The organism is Klebsiella electrica, from assembly GCF_006711645.1.
In the GTDB taxonomy this organism is placed as follows: domain Bacteria; phylum Pseudomonadota; class Gammaproteobacteria; order Enterobacterales; family Enterobacteriaceae; genus Klebsiella; species Klebsiella electrica.
The window spans coordinates 3,744,316-3,765,098 of record NZ_CP041247.1 but is presented as its reverse complement, the minus strand read 5'-3'; the positions used below and the strand labels follow the sequence as shown (position 1 = coordinate 3,765,098).

General features: G+C 56.5%; 18 protein-coding genes and 2 pseudogenes. 7 read left to right on the top strand and 13 right to left on the bottom strand.

Annotation, left to right across the window (positions count from 1 at the left end; genetic code table 11):
• The first annotated feature begins 132 nt into the window (after positions 1 to 132).
• Positions 133 to 1,800: a glutamine--tRNA ligase gene (gene glnS / locus Electrica_RS17995; protein WP_100685680.1), complete on the top strand. Its 1,668-nt coding sequence runs from the start codon at positions 133 to 135 to the stop codon at positions 1,798 to 1,800.
• Between the two features lie 451 nt (positions 1,801 to 2,251).
• A pseudogene (locus Electrica_RS17985) lies at positions 2,252 to 3,466 on the top strand (OprD family outer membrane porin); the annotation flags it as partial.
• A 33-nt stretch (positions 3,467 to 3,499) separates the two neighbouring features.
• On the opposite strand, the gene tnpC reads toward Electrica_RS17985, so the two are convergent.
• Genes tnpC through tnpA form a run of 3 tightly spaced genes read right to left on the bottom strand, consistent with a single transcriptional unit; the run spans position 3,500 to position 6,094 of the window.
• Complete coding sequence (gene tnpC, locus Electrica_RS17980) at positions 3,500 to 5,056, bottom strand: IS66 family transposase (protein WP_141964155.1); 1,557 nt, start codon at positions 5,054 to 5,056, stop codon at positions 3,500 to 3,502.
• A gap of 19 nt (positions 5,057 to 5,075) precedes the next feature.
• Positions 5,076 to 5,423, bottom strand: a complete 348-nt coding sequence (gene tnpB, locus Electrica_RS17975) for an IS66 family insertion sequence element accessory protein TnpB (protein WP_141964154.1) — start codon at positions 5,421 to 5,423, stop codon at positions 5,076 to 5,078.
• Entirely contained in the window at positions 5,420 to 6,094 is a 675-nt protein-coding gene (gene tnpA, locus Electrica_RS17970; protein WP_141964153.1) for an IS66-like element accessory protein TnpA, read from the bottom strand. The genes tnpB and tnpA overlap by 4 nt, the downstream gene beginning before the upstream one ends.
• A gap of 83 nt (positions 6,095 to 6,177) precedes the next feature.
• On the opposite strand from tnpA, the pseudogene Electrica_RS17965 reads away from it, so the two are divergent.
• Positions 6,178 to 6,372: pseudogene (locus Electrica_RS17965) on the top strand (ChiP family protein); the annotation flags it as partial.
• Positions 6,373 to 6,419: 47 nt separating this feature from the next.
• Positions 6,420 to 6,752, top strand: coding sequence for a ChiQ/YbfN family lipoprotein (chiQ, locus tag Electrica_RS17960; RefSeq protein ID WP_141965095.1), 333 nt, complete (start codon positions 6,420 to 6,422; stop codon positions 6,750 to 6,752).
• Between the two features lie 226 nt (positions 6,753 to 6,978).
• On the opposite strand, the gene fur is transcribed toward chiQ, so the two are convergent.
• The 4 genes from fur to ybfF form a co-directional block, all read right to left on the bottom strand.
• Entirely contained in the window at positions 6,979 to 7,431 is a 453-nt protein-coding gene (gene fur, locus Electrica_RS17955) for a ferric iron uptake transcriptional regulator (RefSeq protein ID WP_015584881.1), read from the bottom strand.
• 292 nt (positions 7,432 to 7,723) lie between these two features.
• Positions 7,724 to 8,254 (bottom strand): flavodoxin FldA, encoded by a 531-nt coding sequence (gene fldA, locus Electrica_RS17950; RefSeq protein ID WP_167686246.1) that lies wholly within the window; start codon positions 8,252 to 8,254, stop codon positions 7,724 to 7,726.
• 149 nt (positions 8,255 to 8,403) lie between these two features.
• A complete protein-coding gene (gene ybfE, locus Electrica_RS17945) occupies positions 8,404 to 8,697 on the bottom strand; it encodes a LexA regulated protein (protein WP_100685672.1) in 294 nt (97 codons plus the stop codon).
• A 133-nt stretch (positions 8,698 to 8,830) separates the two neighbouring features.
• Positions 8,831 to 9,604: an esterase gene (ybfF, locus tag Electrica_RS17940; RefSeq protein ID WP_141965094.1), complete on the bottom strand. Its 774-nt coding sequence runs from the start codon at positions 9,602 to 9,604 to the stop codon at positions 8,831 to 8,833.
• Between the two features lie 183 nt (positions 9,605 to 9,787).
• Between ybfF and seqA the strand changes: the two genes are divergently transcribed.
• Positions 9,788 to 10,336, top strand: coding sequence for a replication initiation negative regulator SeqA (seqA, locus tag Electrica_RS17935; protein ID WP_141965093.1), 549 nt, complete (start codon positions 9,788 to 9,790; stop codon positions 10,334 to 10,336).
• Between the two features lie 32 nt (positions 10,337 to 10,368).
• The gene (pgm, locus tag Electrica_RS17930) at positions 10,369 to 12,009 is read left to right on the top strand and encodes a phosphoglucomutase (alpha-D-glucose-1,6-bisphosphate-dependent) (RefSeq protein WP_141965092.1); all 1,641 of its coding nucleotides are present in this window, start codon (positions 10,369 to 10,371) and stop codon (positions 12,007 to 12,009) included.
• A gap of 184 nt (positions 12,010 to 12,193) precedes the next feature.
• Here the strand turns inward: pgm and kdpE are convergent, their stop codons facing one another.
• The 6 genes from kdpE to kdpF form a co-directional block, all read right to left on the bottom strand.
• Positions 12,194 to 12,871, bottom strand: a complete 678-nt coding sequence (gene kdpE, locus Electrica_RS17925) for a two-component system response regulator KdpE (RefSeq protein ID WP_141965091.1) — start codon at positions 12,869 to 12,871, stop codon at positions 12,194 to 12,196.
• A gap of 138 nt (positions 12,872 to 13,009) precedes the next feature.
• Positions 13,010 to 15,697: a two-component system sensor histidine kinase KdpD gene (gene kdpD, locus Electrica_RS17920; RefSeq protein WP_100685668.1), complete on the bottom strand. Its 2,688-nt coding sequence runs from the start codon at positions 15,695 to 15,697 to the stop codon at positions 13,010 to 13,012.
• 1 nt (position 15,698) lies between these two features.
• A complete protein-coding gene (kdpC, locus tag Electrica_RS17915) occupies positions 15,699 to 16,274 on the bottom strand; it encodes a potassium-transporting ATPase subunit KdpC (RefSeq protein ID WP_141965090.1) in 576 nt (191 codons plus the stop codon).
• A 10-nt stretch (positions 16,275 to 16,284) separates the two neighbouring features.
• Positions 16,285 to 18,333 carry a potassium-transporting ATPase subunit KdpB gene (kdpB, locus tag Electrica_RS17910; RefSeq protein WP_100685666.1) on the bottom strand — a complete coding sequence of 683 codons (2,049 nt, stop codon included), beginning with the start codon at positions 18,331 to 18,333 and terminating at the stop codon, positions 16,285 to 16,287.
• Between the two features lie 20 nt (positions 18,334 to 18,353).
• Positions 18,354 to 20,033, bottom strand: a complete 1,680-nt coding sequence (gene kdpA, locus Electrica_RS17905; RefSeq protein ID WP_141965089.1) for a potassium-transporting ATPase subunit KdpA — start codon at positions 20,031 to 20,033, stop codon at positions 18,354 to 18,356.
• Positions 20,033 to 20,122 carry a K(+)-transporting ATPase subunit F gene (gene kdpF, locus Electrica_RS17900; RefSeq protein WP_015584874.1) on the bottom strand — a complete coding sequence of 30 codons (90 nt, stop codon included), beginning with the start codon at positions 20,120 to 20,122 and terminating at the stop codon, positions 20,033 to 20,035. Before kdpF ends, kdpA begins: the two co-directional genes overlap by 1 nt.
• 308 nt (positions 20,123 to 20,430) lie before the next feature.
• Here kdpF and Electrica_RS17895 point away from each other — a divergent pair, with 308 nt between their 5' ends.
• Positions 20,431 to 20,637: a DUF2517 family protein gene (locus Electrica_RS17895; protein ID WP_100685664.1), complete on the top strand. Its 207-nt coding sequence runs from the start codon at positions 20,431 to 20,433 to the stop codon at positions 20,635 to 20,637.
• The last annotated feature ends 146 nt before the right edge of the window (positions 20,638 to 20,783 follow it).

The following is a 20,783-nucleotide window of genomic DNA, read 5'->3' as shown; positions in this document are numbered from 1 at the left end:
CCGCTTTTTTTTGGCGCATCGGACCCCATAATCTTCTTCAGATACGTATTTTCAGTAACTAATAGTTGTCTCAACGCCCCGCTTGTAAGATCATGTGCCGTTATACGTTGTTTAAGCTTTGAGGAACCCACGATGAGTGAGGCAGAAGCCCGCCCGACTAACTTTATTCGTCAGATCATCGATGAAGATCTGGCTACTGGTAAGCACACCACCGTTCATACTCGCTTCCCGCCGGAACCGAACGGTTATCTGCACATTGGCCATGCGAAGTCTATTTGCCTGAATTTTGGTATTGCTCAGGATTACCAGGGCCAATGCAACCTGCGTTTCGATGACACCAACCCGGTGAAAGAAGATATCGAATACGTAGAGTCGATTAAAAACGACGTGCAGTGGTTAGGTTTCCACTGGTCCGGGGATGTTTGCTACTCATCTGATTATTTTGACCAGCTGCACCAGTATGCCGTTGAGCTGATCAACAAAGGCCTGGCCTATGTTGACGAACTGTCGGCGGATGAAATTCGCGAATACCGCGGTTCGCTGAAAGCGCCGGGTAAAAACAGCCCGTATCGCGATCGCAGCGTGGAAGAGAACCTGGCGCTGTTTGAAAAAATGCGTGCCGGTGGTTTTGAAGAGGGTAAAGCCTGCCTGCGCGCCAAAATCGATATGGCTTCGCCGTTTATCGTCATGCGCGATCCGGTGCTGTACCGCATTAAATTTGCCGATCATCATCAGACCGGCAGCAAGTGGTGCATCTATCCGATGTACGACTTCACGCACTGCATTAGCGATGCGCTGGAAGGCATTACGCACTCCCTGTGTACCCTGGAGTTCCAGGATAACCGCCGTCTGTATGACTGGGTGCTGGACAACATCAGCATCCCTGTTCACCCGCGCCAGTACGAATTCTCGCGTCTGAATCTCGAATATACCGTGATGTCCAAGCGTAAGCTGAATCAGCTGGTTACCGAGAAGCACGTGGAAGGCTGGGATGATCCGCGTATGCCGACCATTTCCGGTTTGCGTCGTCGTGGCTATACCGCTGAGTCCATCCGCGAGTTCTGCAAGCGCATTGGCGTGACCAAGCAGGACAACACCATTGAGATGGCATCGCTGGAATCCTGCATCCGCGAAGATCTCAATGAAAACGCGCCGCGCGCCATGGCCGTTATCGACCCGGTTAAGCTGGTCATCGAAAACTACCCGCAGGGCGAAAGCGAAAGGGTGACGATGCCGAATCACCCGAATAAACCGGAGATGGGCAGCCGCGAAGTACCGTTTAGCGCTGAGATCTGGATTGACCGCGCCGACTTCCGTGAAGAGGCGAATAAGCAGTACAAGCGTCTGGTGCTGGGTAAAGAAGTTCGCCTGCGTAACGCCTACGTGATCAAGGCCGAGCGCGTAGAGAAGGATGCCGAAGGCACCATCACCACCATTTTCTGTACCTATGACGCCGATACGTTGAGCAAAGATCCTGCCGATGGCCGCAAGGTGAAGGGCGTTATCCATTGGGTCAGCGCGGCGCACGCGCTGCCGGTGGAAATTCGGCTGTACGATCGTCTGTTCAGCGTGCCGAATCCGGGGGCGGAAGAAGACTTCCTGGCGGTGATGAACCCTGAATCGTTGGTGATCAAGCAGGGCTTCGCCGAGCCGAGCCTGGCCGCTGCGGAGGCCAGCAAGGCTTATCAGTTTGAGCGTGAAGGTTATTTCTGTCTCGATAGCCGCTATGCAACCGCAACGCATCTGGTGTTTAACCGCACCGTTGGCCTGCGTGATACCTGGGCTAAAGCCGGCGAGTAACTTTTTCGTCGCGGCCCGGCCGTCGTTTCTGAGTAAAAACGCCGCATTTCGCGGCGTTTTTTTTATCCTGAAATCAGTGGATTAAGTTGGTTATTTTCGCGATGCGAATTAATCTTGTTTGCTGTGTGTCATCTCTGCCAGACCTGCCACTCCTCCCCCTGCGACATAAAACGGCTGTAAGCGCTTTCATTCTCAATTTTCTTTCTATTTAGTAATTACTTACGATGAAAGAGTATGAGGGGAAGTGTTGTTACAAAAAGAAATAGAATATGTGCGCTTTGTCATAATCTTAAGTTTTGATCGGCGAAAGAGATTGATAATTCGCGTCACGAAAAATAGTCTATCAACAGTGGTTATGCGGTTTTTATCGCTCCACTTTTCGCAGTCTTATTTATTTTTTCGCGGCTTGCCTTTGGCACCGCGTTTTTAAAACGTCAAAGAGGATATGCACATGCGTACGTTTAGTGGCAAACGTAGTACGCTGGCGTTGGCTATTGCCGCCGTCACCGCGATGTCGGGCTGGATCGCTGTTCCGCAGGCCAGCGCAGCAGGTTTTATTGATGATTCCACTTTAACCGGCGGCATCTATTACTGGCAGCGTGAGCGCGACCGGAAGGATGTGACCGACGGCGATAAATACAAAACCAACCTTTCCCATTCGACCTGGAACGCCAATCTGGATTTCCAGTCCGGCTATGCCGCTGATATGTTTGGTATTGACGTGGCTGCCTTCACCGCGATTGAAATGGCGGAAAGCAGCGAAAGCGCTCACCCGAACGAAATTGCCTTCTCCTCGAAGAATAAAGCCTACGACGAAGATTACTCTGGCGATAAGAGCGGGATCAGCCTGTATAAAGCGGCGGCGAAATTTAAATATGGCCCGGTATGGGCTCGCGGCGGTTATATCCAGCCAACCGGGCAAACGCTGCTGGCTCCGCACTGGAGCTTTATGCCGGGCACTTACCAGGGGGCTGAAGCCGGGGCTAACTTTGATTACGGTGACGCCGGCGCGCTGAGTTTCTCCTATATGTGGACCAACGAATACAAAGCGCCATGGCACATCGAGATGGATAATTTCTACCAGAACGACAAGAAAACCAAAGTCGATTATCTGCACTCACTGGGCGCCAAATACGATTTTAAAAATGACCTCGTGCTGGAAGCGGCGTTTGGTCAGGCTGAAGGCTATATCGACCAGTATTTTGCCAAGGCCAGCTACAAATTTGATATCGCGGGTACGCCGTTAAACACCAGCTACCAGTTCTACGGCACGCGTGACAAAGTCAGTAACGGCGGTGCGAACGATATCTACGACGGTACCGCCTGGCTGCAGGCGCTGACTTTTGGCTACAAGGTCGCTGACGTCCTCGATCTGCGTCTGGAAGGCACCTGGGTGAAAGCTGAAGGCCAGCAGGGCTACTTCCTGCAACGTATGACCCCGACCTATGCCTCTTCTAACGGTCGTCTTGATATATGGTGGGATAACCGTTCTGACTTCAACGCCAACGGTGAAAAAGCGATCTTCTTCGGCGCGATGTATGACATGAAAAACTGGAATATGCCGGGCTGGGCGTTTGGAGCGTCTTACGTCTACGCATGGGATGCCAAACCGGGCAGAATGTCCACGCCGGACGCCTACTACAATCCGGACAAACGTCTGGAAGAGTGTAAGCGCCTCGTGAAGGACGTGGGGTAAAAATTAGTTTACAGAGAGGGTGACGTTCCAGGGCAACAGATCTTTCACGCGGTTGGCAGGCCAGGTATTGATGACACTGATCACGTGGTGCAGCCAGGCCTCCGGCTCGATGCCGTTGAGTTTGCAGCTTCCGAGCAGGCTGTACATCACTGCCGCACTGTCACCACCACTATCAGAGCCGAAGAACATGTAGTTACGCCGTCCCAGCGCCACCACTCGAAGTGCGTTTTCGCACAGATTATTGTCGATCTCCACCCAGCCATTGCGGCAGTATTCGTTCAGTGCATCCCATTGTTTCAGCAGGTATGCGAACGCTTTCGCCGTATCTGAGTGACGCGACAGCGTGCCCATCTGCTGTTGTATCCAGTCGTACAGCGACTGCATCAGCGGAACACTTCTGGCTTTCCTGGCTGTCAGTCGCTCTTCTGCCGGACTACCGCGGATCTCCGATTCGATGGCGTACAGCGCCCCGATACGGTTCAGCGCCTCTGCTGTTACCGCCGTTGGATGGCGAACGTGAACATCGTGGAGCTTGCGTCGGGCATGTGCCATACAGGCCGCTTCGGTTACCCGCCCGCTTTCATAAAGAGCGTTGTAACCCGCGTAGGCATCGGCCTGCAGGATACCACTGTAGTCCGCCAGATGTTGCTGTGGATGGATACCTTTGCGGTCGGGAGAGTAGGAGAACCACACGGCAGCCGGCATGGTTGAGCCGGCGTTACGATCGTCACGAACATAGACCCACAGCCGCCCGGTACGGGTTTTACCCTGACCAGGCTCCAGTACACTCACCGGCGTGTCGTCTGCATGCACTTTACCCGGCATCAGCACATAGTGGTTCAGTTCATCATACAGCGGACGAAGTTGTTCTCCCATAATGTCAACCCAGCGCCCCATCGTATTGCGGCTCAGCTCCACGCCCTGCCGGGCGTAGATTTCCGACTGACGATACAGCGGCAGGTGTTCAGCGAACTTCGCCATGATAATGCGTGCCAGCAGAGCCGGACTGGCGTAACTGCGCTCGATGGGTTTTGGTGGCAGTGGTGCCTGCACGATGCAGTCGCACCGACTGCAGGCCAGTTTTGGGCGGACCGTTTCGATTACCCTGAACGCAGTGTTGATGATATCCAGCTGTTCAGAGATGCTTTCCCCCAGCGGTTTTAGTTTGCCGCTGCAGACCGGGCATTCGGTTTCTGCCGGGGAGATAACCCGCCTGTCACGGGGGAGTGTTACCGGAAGCGCTTTGCGGGCGGGAGTGTCTGATGTTTTTGATCCCGTATCTCCGGCCATTGAGGTGAGTTGCGACTGCGCCTCGCCAAGCCTGTTCTGGAGCTCGGTTATGCGCTTTTCTGCCTGCGCGATCTTCTTTTCTATCTTCTCGCGGTTTTTCTCGCTGCTGCGGCCGAACAACATTCTCTGCAGTTTAGCGACCAGCGCCCTGAGTGAGTCGATCTCGCGGGCATAGCCGGTTATTTCACCGGACAGACGGACGATAACCGCCTGCTGTGCGATCAGCAGGGCCTTCAGTTGCTCGATGTCGTCGGGGAGTGTGTTGTTCATTCCCCTGTTTTATCACGGGTTATATCCGTATACCAGGCCGTTCCGTCCGTTTTGGATGTTGCCACGCGATCCCCTCCAGAAGCATGGACAACTGGGCGGGTGTCAGATGCACTTTCCCGTCGCGGGTCACCGGCCACACGAAGCGGCCCTGCTCGAGGCGTTTGGCGAACAGGCACAACCCGTCACGATCGGCCCACAGTATTTTCACCATTTTGCCACTGCGGCCCCGGAAGACGAAGATATGCCCGGAGAACGGGTCATCTTTCAGCGTATTCTGCACCTTCGAAGCCAGCCCGTTGAAGCCACAACGCATATCTGTGACGCCAGCGATGATCCAGATTCTGGTACCGGTTGGCAGAGTTATCATCGGGCACCGCCTTTCATTTCGCGGATTAGCGCCCGTAACAGTTCCGGAGTGAGAGGGTCAAACAGTTTTACCACACCTGATTTAAGATGCAGCTCGCACCGTGGGACGTTTTCGGGATCGCACTCAGGGCACTCATCAGGCTTGTTACGCCAGAAGGGATTTGTAACTGGTCTGATCGGCTCTGGCGTATCAGTCAGTGCCACCGGGACAGGCATGCATTCCTGTATATCATCATCGCTCAGTAAGCCGTCCTCGTACTGGCTTTTCCATTTAAACAGCAGGTTATCATTGATATCGTGCTCTCTGGCGATCCGGGCAACAACAGCACCGGGTTGTAATGCCTGCTTAGCCAGACTGACCTTAAATTCACGGCTGTAGCTGGCTCGCCGTTCTTTTCGCCATTTTTCCTCGCTGATTTCAGGGCGAGTGGATTCATTTTTTCTGTTGGCATAAAGGATGGCGTCAAGCTGAGCGAATGAGACTGAATCGGGCAATGGCCATGCGATACCGGATGCAATAAAGCGCTGAAAAAGCGTATGTATTGTGGAATGACTGAGACCGAGGCGCTGAGCGATGGCCCGGATGGTCAGTTTATCTTCAAATCTTAAACGCAGGGCATCAGGCAAATAAGAACGGAAGCAGGGAATATCTTTTGTTGTCTGGGAATTCATCGTTCGTGTCCATCAAAATAGATGGGCGCGATTGTTGCCAGACAGGACAATTTTCACAAGACGTCGCAGATGGGGCGCTTACGGAAGAGTCCGCGTATAGCCTCGATGCGATGTACACCGTACAGGACGGCCGGGCAAAAGGAACGCTGTTTAAACTGCACTTTACCCAATACGACAACCACTCCGATATCCCGAGCTGGAGCGGTGGCTATGGCAACATCTTCCAGGATGAGCGTGACGTGAAGTTCATGGTTATCGCTCCGTTCACTATTTTCTGATGCCGCTGCGGCAGATGTAAATCTGCCGCAAACCTGAGAGGTTAATTATGAAGAAGCTATTGCTCATCGCGGTTATGGCATCGGGTCTGGTTGCCTGCACGCAGGCTCCCGCGCCGAAGGAAGATTCGAAACTAAAAGAGGCTTATAGCGCCTGTATCAATACGGCAGAAGGGAACCCGGACAAGGTTCAGGCCTGCCAGAGCGTTCTGGACGTGCTGAAAGAAGAGAAACAGCATCAGGCGTTTGCCAACCAGGAAAGCGTGCGCGTTCTTGATTACCAACAGTGTATTCAGGCGACCCGTACCGGTAATGATCAGGCGGTGAAAGCGCGTTGCGATCGCATCTGGAAAGGGATTCGCAGCAACAACACGACGAAATAAAACGGACGACAGAGTGAAAACGGGCGGAGCATTATCTTCGCCCGTTGGCGTTTCAGCGTTGATGTTCCGCCGGTTGATAAGTGCAGCGCGCATCAACCACCATCCCAGGGGGTAAGACGGAATGCGGTAACGTCAACTCGCGTACGAGGGCAGGGGGCGCGGCAGATTTCGCGCATAAAAAAAGCCAACCGTCAGGTTGGCTTTTTGCGGTTCACGCGGTGGGAAATTACTTTTCCAGCGCGTCGTGTGCATGTTCATCTTCACGGCAGTCGCCTTCCGCACAGTGACCGTAAAGGTACAGACTGTGGTTGGTCAAACGGATGCCATGACGGTGGGCGATTTCACGCTGACGCGCTTCGATAGACTCATCGCTGAATTCGATCACTTTGCCACAATCGAGGCAAATAAGGTGATCGTGATGATGCTGCTGGGTCAGTTCGAAAACAGATTTACCGCCTTCGAAGTTGTGACGAGTCACAATGCCCGCATCATCAAACTGGTTCAGCACGCGATAAACAGTAGCGAGACCGATCTCTTCACCCATGTCGATCAGGCGCTTGTATAAATCTTCCGCACTGACGTGATGGTTATCCGGTTCCTGCAGGACTTCCAGGATTTTTAATCGAGGAAGTGTGACTTTCAGGCCAGCCTTCTTTAATGCGGTATTGTTGTCAGTCATGCGGAATCTGTCCTGTTGCTAAACGATCTACTTCCATCAGCGGAAGTAATACAGAGAATCACCCGATGCAATGCGTCTCATTATAGAACTGCTGTCGTCAAATGAAAACTGCAAGTATCGGGCCTTGTATGCTGTCAAAAACGAGGCCCCAGCTACAAACTGCGTCACCTGACCTCGTTAAATCAGAGGACATTGTACAGATATGTGATTAAAAGTTAAAAACTTGTAGCTATTTGTTTGATTGCTTCTATCTATTAATGCGGCGAAACTTTACGGTAACGCCGCACAATCATCAGGCATTTTTAATTTCTTCGAGGTGCAGTTCTTCAGAGACCTGCTTAACCCACTGGCTTACGCGTTCGTTGGTCAATTCCGGCTGGCGGTCTTCATCGATAGCCAGACCGACGAAGTGATCGTCATCCGCCAGGCCTTTAGAGGCTTCAAAATGATAGCCCGCTGTCGGCCAGTGGCCAACGATGGTGGCGCCGCGCGGCTCAACGATATCGCGAATGGTGCCCAGCGCGTCGCAGAAGTATTCCGCGTAGTCTTCCTGATCGCCGCAGCCAAACAGCGCAACCAGTTTACCGTTAAAGTCGACCTCTTCCAGCGTCGGGAAAAAATCATCCCAGTCGCACTGAGCTTCACCGTAGTACCAAGTCGGAATGCCGAGCAGCAGGATGTCGTAGGCTTGCAGATCTTCTTTGCTGCTCTTGGCAATGTCGTGAACATCAGCAACATCTTTACCAAGCTGCTTCTGAATCATTTTTGCAATATTCTCGGTGTTGCCCGTGTCGCTGCCAAAAAAGATGCCGATGATTGCCATGAGTAAAATAACCTCTTGAAACTTAATGATGTGGTAGTGGCGTAATGCCCGCAGATAACGGCAATCATAGCAGAACAGGGGAGGGCGCGGAAACAGCAATCACGCCCGACTGCACACTCTGCTACATGAAAGTGTTTTTTTGAGGATTTTCAGGCTTTATCACCGCCGTGCAGAGTTGCCAGCTGGTTCATCAGCATCTCTTCGATCAAATCGCTGCGGTTCATATTGCGAGCTTCCGCCAGTTCGTTGAGCGCATCAACCGCCTCAGCGTTGAGTTTTAACTCCACACGCTTCAGGCCGCGAACTTTGTCGCGTTTGAGCTGATTGCGTTTGTTTATGCGCAGTTGTTCATCGCGCGAAAGCGGATTGGTCTTTGGTCTACCCGGGCGACGCTCGGTTGCGAACAAATCTAATGTCGTACGGTCCGTTTGTTCTTTTGCCATGATTCAGAGTGACTTCGGGGAAACAAGTTGCCGGGCTATAGCCGACACAGATAGCGCGCCATAATACATCAGGCGAACCGCTGCGCCAACGACCGCGGGCATTCTGCAGCGCGGTCGGGCAGTTTTTAGCCAGTTAAGCCTGCAAAGCGGTCAGATAGCGACGAATGGCGCGCAGGACGGCTTCCGGTTTCTCCGCGTGCACCCAGTGACCGGCGCCGGCAATGACGTGCGCCCGCGCCTGGGGGAACTGCGCGAGCAGGGGATCGCGATAGTCGTCGGTGACGTAGGGAGAGTTGCCGCCCGGAATGAACAGCGTCGGATGGGGCCAGGCGGGAACCGTTTGCCAGCCGACGATATGTGGATATTGATCCCATAATACCGGCACGTTAAAGCGCCACTGGCCGTCCACGAAGGATTTCAGCAGAAACTGAATCACGCCTTCTTCCTGTAGATGTTCACGCATCACCGCGGCGGCCTGCTGACGGGACGCGGCGCCGGCGTCGGTGACGGCATTGATGGCGTTGAAAATTTCATCATGACGGCGCACGTGGTATTCCACCGGGGCAATATCAATGGCGACCAGACCAGCGATGCGCTCCGGCGCCAGCGCGGTGAGCGCCATGACCGCTTTTCCCCCCATCGAATGACCGATAAAAGTGGCTTTCTCTATCTGCCGATCGTCAAGCGTATCGACCAGATCCTGCGCCATCGCCGCGTAGGTCATTTCCGGCGAACGGGGAGAGAGACCGTGGTTACGCATATCAACCTGCAGAATATCGTAGTCGGCCACCAGGTCGCGGGCGAGGATGCCCAGGTTGTCGAGACTACCAAACAGACCGTGAACCAGGACAACAGGGGAATTATTGTGCGGATTTTGTGCAGATTGCGTGCGGCTATTTAATTTCATGGCAAAGTTCTTTTTTTCGCTTCGTCGGGTTAGGGTATTATGTTGGACATTCTGCCATCCGGCTGCAAGACCCAGAGCTCTCTGAGTTTTACCGCCATCCTGGTTTGACGCTATCCGCGGTCAGGATTTGTCCTTATAATCCTGACAACTTGTATTCAGAATAAGATATCGCACTGGATTAAGATGAAAACAATTGAAGTTGATGATGATCTCTATCGCTATATTGCCAGCCACACCCAGCATATTGGCGAGAGTGCATCCGACATTTTACGGCGCATGCTGAAATTTTCTGCCGTTTCCCAGACTGCCGCACCGGTCGTAAAAGCCGCTCCGGCACCGGCGGCGACGCCTGCCGTCGAAGCGAAGCCCGCGAATCCGGCGAAAGATAAAGTCCGCGCGATGCGCGAACTGCTGTTATCTGATGAATACGCCGAACAAAAACGCGCGGTGAACCGCTTTATGCTGGTCCTGACTACGCTGTACTCCTTAGATAACAAAGCATTTGCTGAGGCCACCGAGTCTCTGCACGGGCGCACTCGCGTTTATTTTGCCGAAGATTCACGGATTCTGCTAAAAAGTGGTAACCAGACCAAACCAAAACAGGTTCCTGGTACGCCGTGGTGGGTTATCACCAATACCAATACCGGTCGTAAGTGCAGCATGATCGAACACATCATGCAGTCAATGCAGTTCCCAGCGGAATTAATTGAGAAGGTCTGCGGCACTATCTAGTTTTATTCACCTTGCATCAGAAGGATCAGGCAATGGCAATCGATAAGCGTGCGGGTCAGCCTGCACAACAGAGTGATTTGATTAACGTCGCTCAGCTGACTGCACAGTACTATGTACTGAAGCCGGAAGCGAGCAACGCGGAGCATGCGGTGAAGTTTGGCACCTCTGGCCATCGTGGCAGTGCAGGGCGCCATAACTTCAATGAGCAGCATATTCTGGCAATCGCTCAGGCGATTGCTGAAGACCGCGCGAAGAACGGGATTACCGGCCCTTGCTACGTGGGTAAAGATACCCATGCGCTCTCCGAGCCAGCCTTTATTTCGGTTCTGGAAGTGCTGGCAGCCAACGGCGTTGATGTTATCGTGCAGGAAAACAACGGTTTTACTCCGACGCCGGCCATTTCCAATGCCATCCTGGTGCACAACAAAAAAGGCGGTCCGCTGGCGGACGGCATCGTGATTACACCGTCCCACAACCCGCCGGAAGATGGCGGTATCAAGTACAACCCGCCGAACGGCGGCCCGGCTGATACCAACGTCACCAAAGTGGTCGAGAACCGTGCCAACGAACTGCTGGCCTCGGGTCTGCAGGGCGTCAAGCGCATCTCCCTCGATGCGGCGCTGGCATCCGGTCATGTCAAAGAACAGGATCTGGTGCAGCCGTTTATCGAAGGGCTGGCGGATATCGTCGACATGGCGGCGATTCAGAAAGCCGGCCTGAAGCTCGGCGTCGATCCGTTGGGGGGTTCCGGTATCGAATACTGGAAACGCATTGCTGAGTACTACAAACTCGATCTGACTATCGTCAACGATCACGTCGATCAAACCTTCCGCTTTATGCACCTCGATAAAGACGGCGCCATTCGCATGGACTGCTCATCTGAGTGTGCGATGGCAGGGCTGCTGGCGCTGCGCGATAAGTTCGATCTGGCTTTTGCTAACGATCCGGATTATGACCGCCACGGTATCGTCACTCCGGTGGGGCTGATGAACCCGAACCACTATCTGGCGGTGGCGATTAACTACCTGTTCCAGCATCGTCCGCAGTGGGGCCAGAATGTCGCCGTTGGTAAGACGCTGGTCTCCTCCGCGATGATCGATCGCGTGGTTAACGACCTGGGCCGCAAGCTGGTGGAAGTGCCGGTGGGCTTTAAATGGTTTGTTGACGGCCTGTTCGACGGCAGCTTCGGTTTTGGCGGTGAAGAGAGCGCGGGCGCCTCGTTCCTGCGTTTTGACGGCACTCCGTGGTCGACCGACAAAGACGGTATCATCATGTGTCTGCTGGCGGCAGAAATCACCGCCGTCACCGGTAAAAACCCGCAGCAGCACTACGACGAACTGGCTGCCCGCTTCGGCGCGCCGAGCTATAACCGTCTGCAGGCTTCGGCGACTTCCGCACAGAAAGCGGCGCTGTCTAAGCTGTCGCCGGAAATGGTCAGCGCCAGCCAGCTGGCCGGCGATCCGATCACCGCACGTCTGACCGCCGCGCCGGGCAACGGCGCATCGATTGGCGGCCTGAAAGTGATGACCGACAACGGCTGGTTCGCCGCGCGTCCGTCAGGTACGGAAGACGCTTACAAGATCTACTGCGAGAGCTTCCTGGGGGAAGAACATCGTAAGCAGATCGAGAAAGAAGCGGTGGAAATCGTCAGCGAAGTGCTGAAAAACGCCTGAGTCCGGTAAAACGGACAGCCATTCTCAGGTGATTATCGCCCCTTTCAGGCGCGGTTGAGCCTGTAGAGTAGCGAAAAGGGCTCCATGCCAGCATGGAGCCCTTTTTTTATTGCGGCATTCATCCATTCGCTGCTGTCTTCCTTCTGATATCTGCGGAGTCAGCAGGATGGCGACAGGCGTCGCGCTACGGCATAAACCGATAGCCGATCCCCGTTTCGGTCAGTAAATGCTGCGGGCGCGCCGGATCGGCCTCCAGCTTTTGCCGCAGGTGCCCCATATAAATGCGTAAATAATGGCTGTGTTCCACCGCATTGGGCCCCCACACCTGATTGAGCAGCTGGCGCTGGGTGAGGACCTTACCGGGATTATTTAACAGCACTACCAGCAGACGAAATTCAATCGGCGTCAGATGGAGCTCATCGTCGCCGCGTACGATGCGGCGGGCAGGAATATCGACTTCAATATCGGCGAAGCGCACCAGCGGTTCGTCGGCCTGCGCGCCGGCATGTCGGCGCATCGCGACTCGCAATCGCGCCTGCAGCTCGCCAATACCAAAGGGTTTACTGAGATAGTCATCGGCGCCGGCGTCAAGCGCGGCAATTTTATTGTGCTCCTCGGTGCGGGCCGACAGCACGATAATCGGCATCTGACTCCACTGGCGCACGTCGCGAATAAACTCATTGCCGTCGCCATCGGGTAGCCCGAGATCGAGGATGACCACATCAGGTTTGCGGGTTGCGGCTTCAATAAGACCCCGCTGCAGGGTATCGGCTTCAAATACGCGCATGCCGTCGGCTTCCAGCGCGGTGCGCAGAAAGCGGCGGATAGCATGTTCATCTTCAATAATCAGTACGTTTATCACCCGTTCTTCCCGTTCAGACAGATAGGACACTCTCCTTCACAAACGTCCGGAACGCGGCTGGCGCCTCAACCGCAGACTCTGACGCCAGCCTGGGCTGGCGTGTAGCTGCGCGTCTCGGGGCATTCCACCGGGGCGGCGTTATGCCGCTCCGCTCCATTCATCCAGTTCCGGGGCCGTTTCTCTGGGGAGTGTAACACGGAAGCAGGCACCGCCTTCCGGTCGCGTATGGGCGCCGATCGTACCGCCGTGCACTTCAACGATCGCACGACAGATGGCCAGACCCAGCCCGACGCCAGGGATCGCCGACTCTTTATGCCCGCGGGCGAATTTATCAAAGATAGCCTGTTCCTGGCCTGCCGGGATCCCGGGGCCATTATCCCACACCTCTAAGCGCAGTTGCCGCTCATCTGCCTGCGCCGCAATACCGATCTGTGCCTGCGAACCGGCATACTTCAGCGCATTCTCCAGCAGATTAATCAGCACCCGCTCAAACAGCGGGCCGTCGACGTGAACCAGCAGCAGCGGATCGGGCAGCGTCAGCTGAATATGCTGCCCGCCGAGGCCCGGTTCCAGCATCCGCAGGGCGCTGCCGATCACCTCTTCGAGCGTCAGCCACTCTTTATGCAAGTTAAATCCGCCGGACTGAATACGCGCCATATCCAGCAGATTATTAACCAGCCGGGTCGTATTCAGCACGTGCTGGCGAATTTCATTGGCCTGCGGAGCATGCTTCGAGCCTTCGCTGGCCAGGTCGAGCGTCAGAATTTCCGCCTGCCCGAAGAGCACGGTCAACGGCGTGCGCAAATCATGGGAGAGCGCCGCCAGCAGCGAGTTGCGCAGACTTTCCCGCTCGCTGTTGAGCCGGGCCTGCTCTTCGCTGGCGGTGAGGGTCAGCCGCTCCAGCGCGCTGGCGACCAGTAGCGTAAAGGTTTCCAGCAGGCGCTGCTGTTCCGGAATCATCAGCTGACGCAGGTTTTCGGGTTCCACTATCAGCAGCCCCCAGGTCCGGGCGGCGCTTTTCAGCGGTAAGATTTGATAGGGGACGCCCGGCAGCGTATCGGTACCGGCGCCGGCGGGCTGGCCCTTATCGAAGCTCCAGCGGGCGATGGCATCGTCCCACGAGGTCAGCCCCGGCTGGTGGGTGAGCGGGTGCAGTTTACCGCTACTGTCGGGGAGCAGCAGCTGCCCGCGGGCCTGGAACGTGGAGGCGATAAAGCGCTCGCTGGTCGCGGCAATATCATCCTCGCTGCGCCCGACCGCCAGCGCTTTTGACATCTCATACAGATGGCGGGTGCGTTGCTCGCGATAGCGCGCCACGCGGGCCTGATAGCGGACGCCGGCGGTGAGATTCCCGATCAGCAGACCGACGGTCAGCATGACGCCAAAGGTCAGCAGGTATTGTACGTCGGAAACCGCCAGCGTACCGCGCGGTGACACAAAGAACAGGTCGAAGCTGACCACGTTGATAACCGTCGCCAGCACCGACGGCCAGCGGCCGTATAGCAGCGCGATAATCACCACGCCAAGCAGGTAGAGCATCACCAGGTTGGCGGCTTCAAAGGCCACCAGCCACTGCATCGCCACCAGCGTAATGACCGCGCAGAGTGCCAGCGCCACGAAGCAGCCCTGGATTTGCAAGCGCCACTTCTCGATGGCGGTACGGCTATCGCTGGCCCGCGTGGGCAGCGGGGCGCTTTTTTCATCAAGGGCGATAACCACCAGATCGAGGTCGGGCGCGTCGCGCGCCAGGCGATCGGCGAATCCGCTGCGGCTCCACCAGCGGCGTTTTCCCTGGCGGCCGATGACGATTTTGCCCAGATTATGCTCGCGGGCGTAGTGCAGTACGGCTTTCTCTTCTGATGGGTCGGAGAGCGTGGCCGTTTCCGCCCCTAACTCCTGAGCGAGCCGCAGGGCGGCCAGGATAGCCCGCCGTTTGGCTTCCGGCAGGCGGTGCAGGGAGGGGGTTTCGACGTAAACCGCATGCCAGATGCTGCCGAATCGCGCGGCCAGGCGCGCGGCGGCGCGCACCAGTTTTTCACTGCCGGTATTATGGCCGATGCACAGCAGCAGGGTGTCGCGGGTATGCCAGACTTTCTCCTGCCCCTGACGGTCGCGCCAGGCGCGCATCTGTTCATCGACCCGATCGGCGGTCCGACGCAGAGCCAGCTCACGCAGAGCAATCAGGTTTCCCTTGCGGAAAAAGTTTTCGATGGCCCGCTCCGCCTGACCGCCGATATAGACCTTGCCCTCATTCAGGCGCTGACGGAGATCGTCAGGAGGCAGGTCGACCAGCACCACGTCGTCGGCAGCGTCAAAAAAGGGATCGGGGACGGTTTCGCGCACCTGCACGCCGGTAATCCCGCTGACGACATCATTCAGGCTTTCGAGATGCTGGACGTTCACGGTGGTAAACACGTCGATACCGGCATCGAGAAGCTCTTCGACATCCTGCCAGCGTTTGGGGTGGCGCGAGCCTGGCGCGTTGCTGTGCGCCAGCTCATCCACCAGAATCAGCGCTGGTCGGCGCGCCAGCGCGGCGTCGAGATCGAACTCATGGACATAGCGTCCGCGATGAGAGAAGCGGCGCTGGGGGAGGGTGCTGAGCCCGTCCAGCATTGCCGCGGTCTCTTTGCGACCGTGGGTTTCCGCCACGCCAATCAGAATATCCAGCCCCTGAGCGCGCAGCCGCTGCGCTTCCGCCAACATGGCCCAGGTTTTACCGACGCCCGCACAGGCGCCAAAGAACACTTTTAGCTTGCCGCGATGCGGCTCGCCGGTATGTTGCAACAGGCGGTCCGGGTCCGGGCGCAGCGGCTCGTCACTCATTTTACTTATCCTTCAGGGCATCCAGCGCCATATTCAGTTGCACTATATTTACCACAGGCTGGCCGAGAAAACTGACCAGCGGCGTTTGCGTCGCGTCATTCACCAGGCGGGTGACTTGCGCAATACTCAGATTACGGGCCTTCGCGACGCGCGGTACCTGCCAGAGCGCTGCCGCCGGAGTGAGGTTATTATCCAGCCCGCTTGCCGAGGTTGTCACCAGCTCAACCGGAACGCGCGGATTCGCTTCCGGGTTGGCGAGACGTAGCGCCTGCACGCGTTCGCTGACGGCCTTATCCAGCGCCGGGTTGCTGACGGCCAGATTACTGCCGCCGGAGGCGAGCGGATTGTACGGCGTGTCAGCGGTCGCCGAAGGGCGCCCCTGGAAATAGCCCGCCGCGGTAAAATTCTGGCCAATCAGGCTGGAACCGCGGACTTCGCCGGCGATGCGGATCAGTGAGCCGTTTGCCTGCTGCGGGAACCACCACTGCCCAAGCGCCGTCGTCAGCAGCGGATAGACGCCGCCGGTGAGGAGCGTTAACAGAATAAATAGCACAAGTGCCGGTCGAATGAATGACATGGTATGTTCCTCACAGCAGCCCGGTCAGGGTCAGTAACAGATCGATAGCTTTAATGCCGATAAACGGCACCAGCAGCCCGCCCAGGCCATAAACCCACAGATTACGGCGCAGCATGGCTGAAGCCGACAGCGGGCGATAGCTCACGCCTTTCAGCGCCAGCGGGATCAGGAAGATGATGATCAGCGCGTTAAAGATAACCGCGCTCAGAATCGCCGAGGCAGGCGAGTGCAGGTGCATGACGTTGAGCATCGCCAGTTGCGGGTAAACGGCGGCAAAGGCGGCCGGAATAATGGCAAAGTACTTCGCCACGTCGTTGGCAATACTGAAGGTGGTCAACGACCCACGGGTCATCAGCATCTGCTTACCGATATGCACCACTTCGATCAGTTTGGTCGGGTTGGAGTCGAGGTCCACCATGTTGCCCGCCTCTTTTGCCGCCTGGGTACCGGAGTTCATCGCCACCGCGACATCGGCCTGAGCCAGCGCCGGGGCATCGTTGGTACCGTCGCCGGTCATCGCCACCAGACGACCTTCGGACTGGTACTGACGGATCAGCGCCAGTTTGGCTTCCGGAGTCGCTTCGGCAAGGAAATCATCGACGCCCGCTTCGGCGGCAATCGCCGCCGCGGTCAGGCGGTTATCGCCGGTAATCATGACCGTTTTGATGCCCATCTTACGCAGCTGAGCGAAGCGCTCCTTAATTCCGCCTTTAACGATATCTTTCAGCGAAATGATCCCCAGCACGCGTTTGCCTTCCGCGACCACCAGCGGCGTCGCCCCCTGGCGGGCGACATCTTCCACCTGTTTGTCGACGTCCGCCGGGAAGTGGCCGCCGTTGGCCTCGACATGGCGACGAATCGCGTCGACGGAGCCTTTGCGGATCATTCGCCGATCGATATTAATCCCGCTCATGCGCGTCTGGGCGGTGAAGGGAACGAAGGTCGCGTGCAGCGACTGCAGATCCCGCTCGCGCAGGTTGAAGCGCTGTTTTGCCAGCACCACGATGCTGCGGCCTTCCGGCGTTTCATCGGCCAGAGATGAGAGCTGGGCGGCATCGGCAAGGGTTTTTTCTTCGACGCCTTCCGCCGGTAAAAACGCCGAGGCCTGGCGGTTACCGAGGGTAATCGTACCGGTTTTATCCAGCAGTAAGACGTCAACGTCGCCCGCGGCTTCTACCGCGCGTCCGCTGGTGGCGATAACGTTGGCGCCCAGCATGCGGCTCATCCCGGCGACGCCGATCGCCGACAGCAGCCCGCCGATGGTGGTCGGAATCAGGCATACCAGCAGCGCCACCAGTACCGTCACGCTGACCGCATTGCCGCTCCAGGCGGAGAACGGCCAGATGGTGGCGGTCGCCAGCAGGAACACCAGCGTGAGGGCGATAAGCAGGATCGTCAGCGCAATTTCATTCGGTGTTTTGCGGCGCTGGGCGCCTTCGACCATGGCGATCATCCGATCAAGGAAGGTTTCCCCAGGGTTGACGCTACAGCGGATCACCAGCCAGTCAGAAAGAATGCGCGTCCCGCCGGTGACCGATGCAAAGTCACCGCCGGATTCGCGGATCACCGGCGCTGATTCACCGGTGATGGCGCTTTCGTCCACCGAGGCACCGCCTTCAATAACTTCCCCGTCGCAGGGAATGATATCGCCAGCTTCCACCAGCACCACATCGCCTTTGCGTAAATCCTCGGCCGGAATATGGTCGACAGGCGCATCATGCTGCGGCGCGCGCAGCTTGCGAGCAAAAGCGGTTTTTTTCACCCCTTTCAGACTGTTGGCCTGCGCTTTGCTGCGGCCTTCTGCCATGGCTTCGGCGAAGTTGGCGAACAGCACGGTAAACCACAACCAGATACTCACGGCGGCGGTAAAAGCGGCGCTGCCGGCGAGATGCCCGCTGGCCATCGCTACGGCCAGCAGCGTGGTTATCAGGCTACCGATCCAGACGATGAACATCACCGGGTTGCGCCACTGCACCGTCGGGCTCAGTTTTTTCACGGCATCCAGCAGCGCCTGGCGCACCAGCGTCGGTTCGAGCAGGGCTAATTGTTTGCGACTCATAACAGGGTGCTCCGCATCACTTAAAGTAAGGAGAAGTGTTCCGCCAACGGGCCGAGCGCCAGGGCAGGAATAAAGGTCAGGGCGCCAACCAGCAGCACGGTACCGATCAGCAGACCGATAAACAGCACATCATGGGTGGCAAGGGTGCCGGAACTGGTCGGTTGGATCTTTTTACCCACCAGAGAACCGGCGATAGCCATTACCGGCACGATGACCGCAAAACGGCCGAGCAGCATGCAAAACGCCAGCAGCAGGTTCCAGAATGGCGTGGCCGCGTTGAGGCCGGCGAAGGCGCTGCCGTTGTTATTGGCGGCGGACGTGACGGCATACAGCACTTCGCTAAAGCCGTGCGCTCCCGGATTAAACATCCCCGCGCGTCCGGCCTCGGTCATCATCGCCAGCGCGGTACCCAGCAGCACCAGAGTGGGCGTCACGAGGATGGCGAGGGCGATCATTTTCATTTCGCGTACATCTATCTTCTTACCGAGATATTCCGGCGTCCGGCCAATCATCAGCCCGGCGATAAAGACTGCCAGCATGACAAACAGCAGCATGCCGTACAGACCCGAGCCCACGCCGCCGAAGACCACTTCGCCTATTTGCATCAGCCACATGGGAACCATGCCGCCCAGCGCAGTAAAGGAGTCGTGCATGGCATTGACCGCGCCGCAGGAGGCGGCGGTGGTGATAACCGCGAACAGGCTGCTGGTCAGAATGCCAAAGCGACTCTCTTTGCCTTCCATATTCCGGCTGCTGTCCGCCCCCAGTTGCAACAGGTGCGGGTTACCGTGGGTTTCTGCCCACATCACCACCGCCACGCAGACGATAAAGATCAGCGTCATTGCCCACAGGATGGCGTGTCCCTGGCGGCGGTCGCCGACGACGTCGCCAAAGGCAAAGCACAGTGCGGCCGGGATCAAAAACATCGCCAGCATTTGCACCATGTTGCTCAGCGCCGTCGGGTTTTCAAACGGGTGCGCGGAGTTGGCGTTAAAGAACCCACCGCCGTTGGTACCGAGCATTTTGACGGCTTCCTGCGAGGCGACCGGCCCCATTGGCAGCGACTGATGCACCCCTTCCAGCGAGGTGAAGGCCTGATACGGCAGGAAATTTTGCGGCACACCTTGCTGAATAAAGAACAGCGCGATCAGCAGTGACACCGGCAGCAGCAGCCATAGGGTAATGCGGGTGAGGTCGACCCAGGCGTTACCCAGAGTGCTGACCTGCTGGCGAGACCAGGCGCGGGTGAAGGCAAATATCACCGCGATACCGGTGGCCGCCGAGAGGAAGTTTTGCACCGTCAGACCGGCCATCTGACTGAGGTAGCTGAGGGTACTTTCTCCGGCATAGGCCTGCCAGTTGGTGTTGCTGACGAAACTCACCGCCGTATTCAGCGCCAGATCCCATGACAGGCCGGGAAGATGCTGAGGGTTGAGCGGCAGCGCACCCTGAGACATCAGCAGCGCGAGCAGCACCACCAGCCCCACGCCATTAAACAGCAGAATGGCGAGCAGATACTGGCGCCAGTTCATCTCCTGTGAACCGATCCCCGAGATCCGCCAGATGCCGCGCTCAATGCCGGCAAGCCCCGGTAGCGGGGTATCGGCGATCATTCTGGCCAGCAACGTCCCCGTCAGGCGAGCCAGCACCATCAGCAGCAGCAGAAAACTGGCGATAAGTAAAAATCCTTGTGCGGCCATCAGAATGCCTCCGCGTTTATCAGGGCATAGACCAAATAGGCCAGCAACAGGAATACCAGCGCCACGCCAGCAATTACGCCTGCACTCACAATCCACCTCCGGGTGTCTTTACGATTTACCTGGAGGATAGAAATTCGCGTGCAAAGATTTTGCAAAAATCAGAACGGGGGGTGTAAAAAAAGTATAAAAATCACTAAAACCACAAATTAACCAATGGTTAGTATTAATTTAACTTTTTTGTAACTCAATTACCGGGTGAATGTAAATAAAGGCAAAACGGGCCGTTTTTAGTGGTCGGATGAGTAGTAAAATTACAGCCAAAGCGGTATTATTTTAGCCAGAAAGACATTGACACTTTACCGGCGTCGCTTGCCGGCCTGACTAAGGGAGAGAAATTATGGCGTTGTATAAAACTTATCCGACTCACGTTATCTTTTTACGTCGTGCTTTCGCCGTCGTGGCTGGCGTGGCAGCACTTCCGGTGATGCTGTTGTGGAAAGACCGGGCCCGCTATTACAGCTGGCTGCATCGGGTATGGGCAAAAACCAGCGAACAGCCGGTGTGGATGGCGCAGGCTGAAAAAGCCGCCGCCGATTTTTACTGACAGCCATCGCCCGACTGCATAACCGCCGGTTCTCCGGCGGTTTTTTTTTGCCCGCTCAGACGAGCTCTGCTTGCGCCTGCGCGCCTCCTGCAACACTCTATATCTGAATTTCCTGATACTTATCCCGCGGGCTACGAGTTTCTTCC

Bases quoted from the DNA above. Each gene is read 5' to 3' on its own strand.
- seqA (WP_141965093.1), top strand. From the start codon at position 9,788: ATGAAAACAATTGAAGTTGATGATGATCTCTATCGCTATATTGCCAGC.
- kdpB (WP_100685666.1), bottom strand. From the start codon at position 18,333: ATGAGTCGCAAACAATTAGCCCTGCTCGAACCGACGCTGGTGCGCCAG.
- fur (WP_015584881.1), bottom strand. From the start codon at position 7,431: ATGACTGACAACAATACCGCATTAAAGAAGGCTGGCCTGAAAGTCACA.
- fldA (WP_167686246.1), bottom strand. From the start codon at position 8,254: ATGGCAATCATCGGCATCTTTTTTGGCAGCGACACGGGCAACACCGAG.
- ybfF (WP_141965094.1), bottom strand. From the start codon at position 9,604: ATGAAATTAAATAGCCGCACGCAATCTGCACAAAATCCGCACAATAAT.
- Electrica_RS17895 (WP_100685664.1), top strand. From the start codon at position 20,431: ATGGCGTTGTATAAAACTTATCCGACTCACGTTATCTTTTTACGTCGT.
- kdpC (WP_141965090.1), bottom strand. From the start codon at position 16,274: ATGTCATTCATTCGACCGGCACTTGTGCTATTTATTCTGTTAACGCTC.
- tnpB (WP_141964154.1), bottom strand. From the start codon at position 5,423: ATGATAACTCTGCCAACCGGTACCAGAATCTGGATCATCGCTGGCGTC.
- chiQ (WP_141965095.1), top strand. From the start codon at position 6,420: ATGAAGAAGCTATTGCTCATCGCGGTTATGGCATCGGGTCTGGTTGCC.
- ybfE (WP_100685672.1), bottom strand. From the start codon at position 8,697: ATGGCAAAAGAACAAACGGACCGTACGACATTAGATTTGTTCGCAACC.
- pgm (WP_141965092.1), top strand. From the start codon at position 10,369: ATGGCAATCGATAAGCGTGCGGGTCAGCCTGCACAACAGAGTGATTTG.
- kdpA (WP_141965089.1), bottom strand. From the start codon at position 20,033: ATGGCCGCACAAGGATTTTTACTTATCGCCAGTTTTCTGCTGCTGCTG.
- kdpD (WP_100685668.1), bottom strand. From the start codon at position 15,697: ATGAGTGACGAGCCGCTGCGCCCGGACCCGGACCGCCTGTTGCAACAT.
- glnS (WP_100685680.1), top strand. From the start codon at position 133: ATGAGTGAGGCAGAAGCCCGCCCGACTAACTTTATTCGTCAGATCATC.
- tnpA (WP_141964153.1), bottom strand. From the start codon at position 6,094: ATGAATTCCCAGACAACAAAAGATATTCCCTGCTTCCGTTCTTATTTG.
- tnpC (WP_141964155.1), bottom strand. From the start codon at position 5,056: ATGAACAACACACTCCCCGACGACATCGAGCAACTGAAGGCCCTGCTG.